The sequence below is a fragment of the Pandoraea sp. SD6-2 genome (genome assembly GCF_000389825.1).
Lineage (GTDB): Bacteria > Pseudomonadota > Gammaproteobacteria > Burkholderiales > Burkholderiaceae > Pandoraea > Pandoraea communis.
On the sequence record NZ_KB944433.1, the window covers coordinates 18,661 to 27,426 of the forward strand.

General features: G+C 58.0%; 13 protein-coding genes and 1 pseudogene. 6 read left to right on the forward strand and 8 right to left on the reverse strand.

The genetic code is table 11. From position 1 onward, the window contains the following. Positions 1–64 precede the first annotated feature (64 nt). From C266_RS26735 to C266_RS08750, 4 genes and pseudogenes are all read left to right on the forward strand, one after another. Positions 65–886: a thioesterase family protein gene (locus C266_RS26735; RefSeq protein ID WP_081636223.1), complete on the forward strand. Its 822-nt coding sequence runs from the start codon at positions 65–67 to the stop codon at positions 884–886. Beyond that, complete coding sequence (locus C266_RS08740; protein WP_010804661.1) at positions 886–2,085, forward strand: multidrug effflux MFS transporter; 1,200 nt, start codon at positions 886–888, stop codon at positions 2,083–2,085. The genes C266_RS26735 and C266_RS08740 overlap by 1 nt, the downstream gene beginning before the upstream one ends. A 44-nt stretch (positions 2,086–2,129) precedes the next feature. Next, a complete protein-coding gene (gene fabF / locus C266_RS08745; protein WP_036662243.1) occupies positions 2,130–3,395 on the forward strand; it encodes a beta-ketoacyl-ACP synthase II in 1,266 nt (421 codons plus the stop codon). Positions 3,396–3,426: 31 nt separating this feature from the next. Next, positions 3,427–3,729, forward strand: a pseudogene (locus tag C266_RS08750) (integrase core domain-containing protein); the annotation flags it as partial. Between the two features lie 448 nt (positions 3,730–4,177). Here the strand turns inward: C266_RS08750 and C266_RS08760 are convergent. Continuing rightward, positions 4,178–4,807: an SOS response-associated peptidase gene (locus C266_RS08760; protein WP_010804664.1), complete on the reverse strand. Its 630-nt coding sequence runs from the start codon at positions 4,805–4,807 to the stop codon at positions 4,178–4,180. A 91-nt stretch (positions 4,808–4,898) separates the two neighbouring features. On the opposite strand from C266_RS08760, the gene C266_RS08765 reads away from it, so the two are divergent. Then, complete coding sequence (locus C266_RS08765) at positions 4,899–5,186, forward strand: hypothetical protein (protein ID WP_010804665.1); 288 nt, start codon at positions 4,899–4,901, stop codon at positions 5,184–5,186. Between the two features lie 66 nt (positions 5,187–5,252). Beyond that, on the forward strand, positions 5,253–5,474 hold the full coding sequence (locus tag C266_RS08770; protein ID WP_010804666.1) for a hypothetical protein: 222 nt from the start codon (positions 5,253–5,255) through the stop codon (positions 5,472–5,474). A gap of 64 nt (positions 5,475–5,538) precedes the next feature. Here C266_RS08770 and C266_RS08775 read toward each other — a convergent pair whose 3' ends face one another. The 7 genes from C266_RS08775 to C266_RS08805 all read right to left on the reverse strand — a co-directional run bounded on the left by C266_RS08775 (position 5,539) and on the right by C266_RS08805 (position 8,286). Then, a complete protein-coding gene (locus tag C266_RS08775) occupies positions 5,539–5,901 on the reverse strand; it encodes a DUF1353 domain-containing protein (RefSeq protein ID WP_051126204.1) in 363 nt (120 codons plus the stop codon). Continuing rightward, a complete protein-coding gene (locus tag C266_RS08780; RefSeq protein ID WP_010804668.1) occupies positions 5,898–6,323 on the reverse strand; it encodes a hypothetical protein in 426 nt (141 codons plus the stop codon). Before C266_RS08780 ends, C266_RS08775 begins: the two co-directional genes overlap by 4 nt. Before the next feature lie 10 nt (positions 6,324–6,333). After that, complete coding sequence (locus C266_RS27325) at positions 6,334–6,525, reverse strand: hypothetical protein (protein ID WP_144265756.1); 192 nt, start codon at positions 6,523–6,525, stop codon at positions 6,334–6,336. Positions 6,526–6,644: 119 nt separating this feature from the next. Beyond that, the gene (locus C266_RS08790; RefSeq protein WP_010804670.1) at positions 6,645–6,953 is read right to left on the reverse strand and encodes a hypothetical protein; all 309 of its coding nucleotides are present in this window, start codon (positions 6,951–6,953) and stop codon (positions 6,645–6,647) included. Then, positions 6,950–7,462 (reverse strand): hypothetical protein, encoded by a 513-nt coding sequence (locus C266_RS08795; RefSeq protein WP_036662246.1) that lies wholly within the window; start codon positions 7,460–7,462, stop codon positions 6,950–6,952. Before C266_RS08795 ends, C266_RS08790 begins: the two co-directional genes overlap by 4 nt. 57 nt (positions 7,463–7,519) lie before the next feature. Beyond that, on the reverse strand, positions 7,520–7,735 hold the full coding sequence (locus C266_RS08800; protein ID WP_010804671.1) for a hypothetical protein: 216 nt from the start codon (positions 7,733–7,735) through the stop codon (positions 7,520–7,522). A 14-nt stretch (positions 7,736–7,749) separates the two neighbouring features. Next, positions 7,750–8,286: a glycoside hydrolase family 104 protein gene (locus C266_RS08805; RefSeq protein WP_010804672.1), complete on the reverse strand. Its 537-nt coding sequence runs from the start codon at positions 8,284–8,286 to the stop codon at positions 7,750–7,752. Positions 8,287–8,766 lie beyond the last annotated feature (480 nt).

Below are 8,766 nucleotides of genomic sequence, written 5' to 3' on the forward strand. Positions count from 1 at the left end.
TTAGACCGAATATAGTCATTCTTGCCACTTCCGGGAAAGGAGTCAGCCACCTACTATTTTAGGTATGAATATCATTGATAAAAATGCGAAAATTGCGCAAATCCATGAGGCATCAAGACCTGGCGCGCTGGTCAAGCTGGACTCGTCGTGGTGGAGGTTTGGTGGCCTTCATGGTGGTTTGACATCGAGCCTGCTGACGGGCGCAGTGCGTGACAAATCGCAGGGACGTGTCTTGCAACAAATCTCGGCACGCTTCCGCCGTGCCTTACGGACTCCGTTCATTCTGGAGGCGCACGAACCCTGCCAAGGGAAAACCGTATCCTGGCTGGATGCCGATGCGATCCAAGAAGGTCATGTCGCTATATCAGCCAGTGCGGTGTTCGCCGAACCCCAGCAGAGGTTTGCGCAAACCTTTACTCCCCGAATGCCTGTAGTGCCGCCGTGGTCGCAGTGCCCGGTTTTCAGTGTACCGCCCGAGTTTGCACCTTTCGCACACCACACCGAAATCCGAGCGGTGGGTAACGTCCGACCGTTCAGTGGTGGAGCAGAACCGGAACTCATGGCCTGGTTGCGCCTTGTTGCCGACGATCTCCCTCCCGACGAAGCACGACTGGTGATGCCAATGGACGCACTCCCACCATCCTATGCAGTGGTGCGTGCAGCACCGCTGCCTTTGCCTACCGTCATGTTCTCGGATACCCCCGGCAGTCAACTGGCCCATGCAGTTTCGCCTTGGGTACTGCTGCGTGCGCGCACTGATGTTTGCAGAAGTGATGGTTGGCTTCTGGAGCGCCTCAATGCATGGACGCCTGACGGCGCACACATCGGTTCAGCAGAGCAGTTGCGCGTTATGTTGGATCAAACGCACAGCAGTAAGGTGCATTGATGGCGCAACAAGCTGCATCATCTAATCGCGGCGGCTTGGGTGTATTGGCCAGCTTAGCCGCTCTGGCGACGCTCGCGACCAACATTGTTCTGCCCGCTTTTCCCGAGATCGGGCGCTCGATGTTTGTTTCTACCCAGAGCTTGGGCATCACGCTTAGCGCCTTTTTCATTCCCTTTGCTTTGGGGCAGTTGGTCGTCGGCCCGCTCTCCGATCGCCTGGGTCGTAAAGGTCTGATGCTGAGTGGTCTGGTCACTCTCACCATCGGCAGCATTATTTGTGCACTGGCCATGCGGCTGGAATGGCTGATCCTGGGCCGAGTGATTCAGGGGATCGGTGCCTGCGCACCATCGGTGCTGGCCCGCTCGATCGCTCGTGATCGCTTTGAGGGCATGGCGCTATCCCGAGCACTGTCGTTCATCATGGTTGCAATGGCAGCGGCACCCGGGTTCTCCCCGCTGGCAGGAGGACTACTGAGCAGTGTGGCTGGTTGGCGCAGTGTGTTCTTGCTTGTTGCGGTACTAACCGTTTTGATCGGACTCCTCTACACGGCGTGTGTCGGCGAAACGCATCCTCGTACTGCGCGCCACAAGGTGTCCTTCACAGCCACTTTCGCCAACTACTTCCAGTTACTGAGCGACATCCGCTTTATTGCGCCTGCAATGGCTGTGGGTCTGACATCCGGCGGCTTGATGGCTTTCTTCGCTGCCACCCCGGTGATCTTGATGGATGGATTGACGCTAACCCCAGTCGAATTGGGCTACTTCTTCGCAACCACAGTGTTTGTTGTTTTTGCCGCCGGGCTGGTGGCTCCCAAACTGGCAGCTCGTTGGGGTGTACCTATTATCGCTATGGCAGGCAGTGCCATCTCACTGGCTGGTGGTACTGCTTTATTGAGCGGCTCAATGGGGTTGTTCCACTTCAGCATATCTATCAGCGTGTTCCTGTTTGGTGCGGGTCTACTGAATCCGCTTGGAACAGCGATGGCGCTTCAGCCGTTCGGTACTCAGGCTGGCGCCGCATCTGCCTTGCTGGGATTCCTTCAAATGGGCATGGCAACCTTGGCCATCACCACGATATCGGAGCTAGATTTTCCGACTTATCAATCCCTTGGCAGGGTACTGGCAGCAGGCATGGGTTTGGCGCTGTTGTGCCTGCTGGTACTCAGAGGAAATCCACTCTCACCCGATGCCAAAACCTGAATGTGCGTCGCCGAATCTCAATAACTAACCTATATGGGCATTGAATGAAACGTATTGTTGTGACAGGGATGGGGATTGTTTCGCCTCTAGGATGCGATGTGCGGCATGCTTGGAGTAGTTTGCTTGCTGGTCATAGTGGAGTCGTTTCACTACCACAGGTCATTGTTGATGGAATTACAGCCAAAGTCGCGGGAGTGGTGCCCGACTATTCAGAACAATATACCGCAGGCTTCGAACCCAATCATGCGGTAGAGCTGAAAGAGCAGCGTAAGATGGATCGCTTCATATTGTTCGCTTTGGTGGCTGCAAAGCAGGCATTGGAGCAAGCGAGGTGGAAGCCAGCCAGCGAACATGAAAAATTGCGAACAGCAACCATCATTTCATCAGGCATTGGTGGATTCGGAGCCATTGCTAATGCTGTCCGCACTACTGAATCTCGAGGACCTCGTCGTCTTTCGCCATTCACGATCCCCAGCTTCCTCGCCAACATGGCGGCAGGCGCGGTTTCAATTCAACACGGGTTCAAAGGGCCGCTTGGCGCACCCGTAACGGCCTGTGCTGCTGGCGTGCAGGCCATTGGGGATGCGGCGCGGCTAATTCGCGCCGGGGAAGCGGATATTGCGTTGTGTGGGGGCGCTGAAGCCTGCATTGATCGCGTCAGCATCGGCGCATTTGCGGCAGCGCGAGCACTATCGACGGACTTTTCTGAAATGCCACGCAAAGCCTCGCGCCCCTTCGATCAGGCGCGCGATGGTTTTGTCATTGCAGAAGGGGCCGGGGTGCTAGTTATTGAGAGCCTTGAACATGCATTGCAGCGTGGAGCCGATCCCATCGTCGAACTAGTCGGTTATGGCACCAGTGCTGATGCGTATCACATGACATCAACCCCCGATGACGGAGGTGGTGCCCGCCGTGCGATGGAAATTGCGTTGCGTCAAGCTGGAATCTCTGCCGCCGATGTGCAACACCTAAATGCACATGCGACATCTACCCCTATGGGAGACCGGAGTGAGCTTCGCGCGATCAAGTCTGTCTTTGCAGGAACGCCAGGCCCGGCGGTTTCTGCAACGAAATCCTCTACCGGCCATTTGCTTGGTGCGGCAGGAGGTGTAGAGGCAATCTTCACTGCATTGGCGGTGCGTGATCAGATAGCTCCCGCAACATTAAATCTCGAAAACCCAGATACAGAAGCAGAGACAGTTGATATCGTTTCTGGAAAATCGCGAGATATGGAGATCAACTATGCCATGTCAAACGGCTTTGGTTTTGGTGGGGTGAACGCCAGCGTGCTTTTCAAGAAATACCAATGAAGCGCACCGCGTTATATTCTGCACTTACTACGGGCCGGAATTTGTCAGCACGGCGCTGTTGAAGTGGGCGGTCCAGGAGCGGATCGAGACAGCGTTGATTGATCCGGGCAAGCCTTGGCAGAACGGCACCAACGAAAGCGTCAACGGAAAATTCCGTGATGAATGTTTGACGATGGAGTGGTTTCGAAACCGGATCGAGGCAAAGATTGTGATCGAGGACTGGCGGAATCACTACAACGAAGTGCGTCCGCATTCGCGTTTGCAGTACCTGACCCCGGCAGAATTTCGCCGGGCTAGCGAATGTAGTTCAACCACCGGGGCCGTGAATCTCTAGACTCCAGTGGTACGAAAATCCGTCAGATCACTTCTGCAGCGGCGCTGCGCTCTCGTGTATGCCGGTTACGTGACACGCTCGCCAACGATCAATAAGGCTGATAGACGAACGTCAAACTTGGCAAAGTGCAAGACACTAACTTCGACGGGGTTCGACTAGGGCCTGTGACGTTTGGCGCTGTTCCAACCGTTTTTCCGGTAACAGGACGGTAATGAAGAGGGGAAAAGAAAAGGGTTACACGCCGAAACGTGTAACCCCTTGATCCTGCTGGTCGGAGCGATAGGATTCGAACCTACGACCCTCTGATCCCAAATCAGACCGGGAAAATGACGGCCAACGCACCGCCAGAATAGGATTGATCGGTTTCGTGTCTAACAAAATGCTAAATGATTAGGCACGGCGGCATGCGGGTTTGAGGGCGACATGCGGCGAGATATTAGACAACCGCTCAAGCCTTGGGTGCTGGTACCGCGCTCATGGTTGCAGCATCAGGCAGCGTCACAAACAACCTCGCCTCGTCCATTGATCGAGCGCCGAGCCAGTCGTCGTAATCGGCCGGCTTGATGATCACCACCGACCGCTTTTCGCTACCCGGCTTGTGGAAGCGCTTCATCAGCGGATGATGGTCCGAGTTGAGCGTGAGCATCGTGAACGACAGGCGAGCGCCGCCCTCGCCTTCCCATTCCCTCCACAGTCCACCAATCGCGAATGGGCTACCGTCGGCCATGCCGACCGCCCAGCGCACCGCGTTGCCCGTCTCGTAATCCGGCTCGAAGAAAACCTGTGTCGGGATCAAGCAAAGCTGCTGCTTTTTCCACGCGCCGCTGAAGCTGCGTTTCTCGCCGACCGTTTCGGCTCGAGCGTTCATCGTGTCGAAGACATGCACGCCTGGCGGGATCTTCTCGCGCGGCACCATCCCGAACGACGCTAAGTCAGAGCGCCGCCCGCCGGCATCCCGGCGAATGATCGGGGCGAAATAGTCCTTGTACACCTCATCGCGCCACTCGCCGATCGGTGGTGGCGTGCCGTAGTACTCGCTGAACAACTGCCGATCCGGTACGCGGTAGTTCGTGCACATAGCATCTCCAATTGCACCACTGGCGCCCCACGCTGCTCACCAAATATACAATGTACCCGCCAAATGATATGTGACCGAACAAAGGACATTCATGAGTGAAAAGCGATACATCATCATGGAACTCGAAGATGCGAAACAACTGGCGCTTAATGCATCCGCTGGTTTTGACGAACGCGTCGCTCAAACCATGGAACGAATCGAGTCTGAAACTGGGGCGGACATCGAGGACATCGTTGAACAGTTGAAGGCCATTGAGCCCTGCGAAGCGTGCGTTATTGAATCCCAGCAGCAGTATTGCGTCTGTTGGCACGCAAACAAGCTGGGGAGACGTCTGCGACGATTAGTCGAGCGGGCAAACATGGAAGAGAAACCCGAATAAATACTGTGTTTTTATACAGTATTTGTGCTAGTTTACCTCTCTCGAAGTCACCCGAGGGAGGCCGCCATGCGAACCATTCACTTCTACCGCTACCAAATGCCCAGCGAGAAACGCTGGCATAAGACTCGTCACCGCATGGACGAGGCGACAGCAAAGGAGTGGTTTGCGCAGTTCAAGCCGGGCTCGACATTTGAGTTGATCGACGCGGGCGCGATCGAGATTGACGACACGAAGGACTGGCACCCTGGGCCGAATAGCCACGGCGGTGCTAGGCCAGCGAAGTGCTGATTATTTCGTTACGGTCAACGCGTCGTAGCTGCGCTCGCATGCAAGCCCTGCGATGTGGGCAGCGTCAGCGCCAGTGCGACGCGCCGGCGAGCCGAACACCCCAGTACATGAGCCACCGGCGCCACGCTGGCACGCAAGTGACGGCGGAAGCCTCGCGCAATACCTTGTCGGCAATCTCGCGCGGCACCGGCTTCTTCGTGTACAGCCAATCGTGGACGACGGCGGCTTCATTCGACGTGCCGCCAGTCAGCCAATACACAACTGGCAGCCGTGGCACCGACGCCAGATCCGTGACGAACCCCCGCGGCACGATGAATACCTCGCCAGCCACATCCGACTGATACACAAGCGCCCGCACAAGCCGCCACCGGCCATCGTCGCAACCGGTGGCGTTTTCCATCACCAGTCGGGTCAGGAACCGACTCATTTTGCGCCTGCCGTAGGCGTATCAGCCGGCCACGCGGCAATCGCTGCGGTCAGCAGGATCTGCGCCGTCGTCACGCCAATTACAATGCGATCCTGATCCTGCACGGACAGCGGCGACGCTTTCGCCACAGTGATGATCGCCGGCAGTCCCGCGCTCGCGAGCGTTTGCAGGTTGACGGCGTCGACCGTCGAGCCAGCGGCACATACCGCATTCACGACCGGCTGCGCGTCGGCGAGCGCATGGAGCGCGGCGTCGCTCATTCCGCTGACCTGCTGCAACGACGTGATCGCCACTTCGACCGGTGGGCACACTCGCGCAGCAACTTGGGCCGGTGTCTGGACTGCCTGCCCGGTGGTCGAGCATGCAGCGAGGGCGAACGAAAGCACGGCCGCGCACGCGGCCACAATAGCAAAACGCTTCATGGTGGAATCCTTACGGGGTGGAGAACTTGATGGCGGCAGCCGCCGCACTAGTGACTGCTGCGGAGATGCTGGAAGCGATGCCGCCGCCGGCGGTGATCGGCGCACTGGCGGAAACGCCGGTTTCGCCGAAGTCGAGGGTGAAACCCTCGGGGGTGTTGGTCACGCGTACGGTGACAGCGCCGACGTCCTTGCTGCTCGACACTGATGCCTGACAGCAGATCAACCGACCGGCTGTGTCATAGAAAGGCCGCACTTCGTAGCGAGCGGTTCCGGCGCATGCGGCCAGTGCAAGACAGGCTGCGCATGCAACAGCGACGCGGATCACTGGGTCGCCCCTGGGTCGGCAGGCACGGAAGCGGGCGCGCTGTCGTTATCTGCCGGTTTTTCAAGAGGCTCGAACGCCGCCAGCGAAATGCCTTGAATAGGGGTTTGAACATCAGCACGGCCCGAATGGAACCCGCCGAGGGCGCCCACAGCCGTGATGACTATCGTGACCAGCCCACCCAACTGCGCAATGTAGGAGGCGACATCGGTCTTGCCCTGGAAGGCGAAGAAGCCCCAGATGCCGAGGATGGCGATCAACAGTACGATCAGCCCCAGGTAGACGTAGATTTTCTGCTTGATGCTCATTGCGATTTCCCTTCGTGGTGGTGGATGATCTCAGTCGGCGTGAACCGGTAGCCCTCGATCGCGTATTTCTGAGCGACCCAAAGCGGGAGCGGCATCGCGTGGATGCCCTCGTCCTTGCCGATGTGGTGGTCTTTGCAGAGCACCATCCCATTGACAGTCATGTCGTCAACGAAGCGGTACGGGTCGAACGGAGTCGCGCTAAGGAAGCCGTCCCAGTCGAACGCCTGAGCACGCGCGCCCCACACGCCGGCGCGGCAGTCATCCGCAAAGCGCGACCAGTCAATCAGGTTCGCGGTGCTGCGCTCGATCGGATGGTGATGGGCCTCAAGCGGGTGGCCGCTGTCCTGCTCGGTGCCGCCGCAGACGAAGCAGCGGCCGCCCTCCCTCTCAAGCAAGGTCGTGCGGCTGTGCGTGAACAGCGGCGTGGTCGTGCGTGGCTCGTGACCAGGTAGAAGTACGTCGACTACGAGCGTCTCGCGCTCATCATGGGTTTGGGTAACGTCGCTCATAGGCCCTCAGAAATGCAAAAACCGCCCGAAGGCGGTTCTGTTTGGAAGCGTGGTGCTTCACTTGCTGACGATCATCTCGATGAACTTCGCAGCGAAGCCGGGGCCGAGAAGCACGGTACCGATCAGGAAGTAGATGATGTATTCGATGCGCTGCATGCGCCGCTCGCCGGTCGAGAGCGCCTCTTGAATCCCCTTGTACCTCTCCGCACACACGGCCTCATGCACGGCAATTCTTTGTTCTGCTTCGGCGATCGCTTCTTGTTGTTGCGCCACGTATCCCCCCGGATCTAGGCAGTGATGACGCCGCCGGCGCGTTTGTACGCGTCGATCAGCACGTCGAGTGCGTTTTCGTGCTGGCCGTAGCCCGCCCCAGGCAGACTCGCCCATCGGCTTGCGCACTTCGTGATGGCGGTCGAGATACGCCCGGCAGCGATATCCGGCATAGCGCCGCACTCGCGGATGAGACGAAGCGCAATCAAGTCCTGGCTTCGCGGCGAGAAGTCGGGAAGGCGCAATTGCAGGCGATACCCGTCGTAGATCCATGACAGGATCTGGTCCCGCCCCGCCGCAGTCGACAGCAGCGGCTTTCCCGTCCTCGGGTCGATCTTGGGCCTCCCGCTCTTGTCGAGAAGCGTCACCTTGATGCGCGGATGATCCTGGTAGTTGGTGAATAGCGTCGGTTTGGCCTGGCTGCCCCCGACAATGACGTTGTAGCCGTCATCGGAGTTAGCCACCGCCAGCCGACCCAGCTCGCTTACCGGAAGCATGTCCAGAAAGGCGAGCGCGTTCCTGCCGCCGGCTGTGGCAGCATCGATTCGTGGCATATCGGTCTCGGGAAAAGACAAAGCCACCCGAAGGTGGCTTGTGGAAATTCGTGAACTGGCGGTGTTTGCTATGCGGTTGCGCGCGCCTGCTCTCCCGATTCTGCGTCCGAGACCAGCATGACTCGCGGAGGCTCCATTGCTGTCCCACCTTCCTCGCGGTTCTACGAAGTGCTGCTACTTGGGCATGTATGGGGCGATATTATTTTCAGCAGCAATCCACAGAATACAGGCCTGATAGTCTGAGTTCATTGGGTCAGGCGGAATAAGAAGACCGTCAGACCGCAAAATCATATCGGAGCTGGTGTGGGAGTAGGTGTACATGGTTAAAGTCTCGCCGTTGCAAAGAATTTAGCGGCCCACTGTGCGCCGCCCGTTGACGCGCTTATAGCGGTGCGCGTATTCCGAGCGCAGATAGTAGTCACGGTGTCGATAACTCCTGGAACCCCCGAATTGAAAGAGGCGGCGACTTGTACGTCTCCC

What these genes read in the sequence shown, in the direction of transcription:
- C266_RS08770 (WP_010804666.1), top strand. Translation starts at nt 5,253, where the DNA reads ATGCGAACCATTCACTTCTACCGCTACCAAATGCCCAGCGAGAAACGC.
- C266_RS08775 (WP_051126204.1), bottom strand. Translation starts at nt 5,901, where the DNA reads ATGAGTCGGTTCCTGACCCGACTGGTGATGGAAAACGCCACCGGTTGC.
- C266_RS08805 (WP_010804672.1), bottom strand. Translation starts at nt 8,286, where the DNA reads ATGCCACGAATCGATGCTGCCACAGCCGGCGGCAGGAACGCGCTCGCC.
- C266_RS08780 (WP_010804668.1), bottom strand. Translation starts at nt 6,323, where the DNA reads ATGAAGCGTTTTGCTATTGTGGCCGCGTGCGCGGCCGTGCTTTCGTTC.
- C266_RS26735 (WP_081636223.1), top strand. Translation starts at nt 65, where the DNA reads ATGAATATCATTGATAAAAATGCGAAAATTGCGCAAATCCATGAGGCA.
- fabF (WP_036662243.1), top strand. Translation starts at nt 2,130, where the DNA reads ATGAAACGTATTGTTGTGACAGGGATGGGGATTGTTTCGCCTCTAGGA.
- C266_RS08765 (WP_010804665.1), top strand. Translation starts at nt 4,899, where the DNA reads ATGAGTGAAAAGCGATACATCATCATGGAACTCGAAGATGCGAAACAA.
- C266_RS08760 (WP_010804664.1), bottom strand. Translation starts at nt 4,807, where the DNA reads ATGTGCACGAACTACCGCGTACCGGATCGGCAGTTGTTCAGCGAGTAC.
- C266_RS08790 (WP_010804670.1), bottom strand. Translation starts at nt 6,953, where the DNA reads ATGAGCATCAAGCAGAAAATCTACGTCTACCTGGGGCTGATCGTACTG.
- C266_RS08795 (WP_036662246.1), bottom strand. Translation starts at nt 7,462, where the DNA reads ATGAGCGACGTTACCCAAACCCATGATGAGCGCGAGACGCTCGTAGTC.
- C266_RS08740 (WP_010804661.1), top strand. Translation starts at nt 886, where the DNA reads ATGGCGCAACAAGCTGCATCATCTAATCGCGGCGGCTTGGGTGTATTG.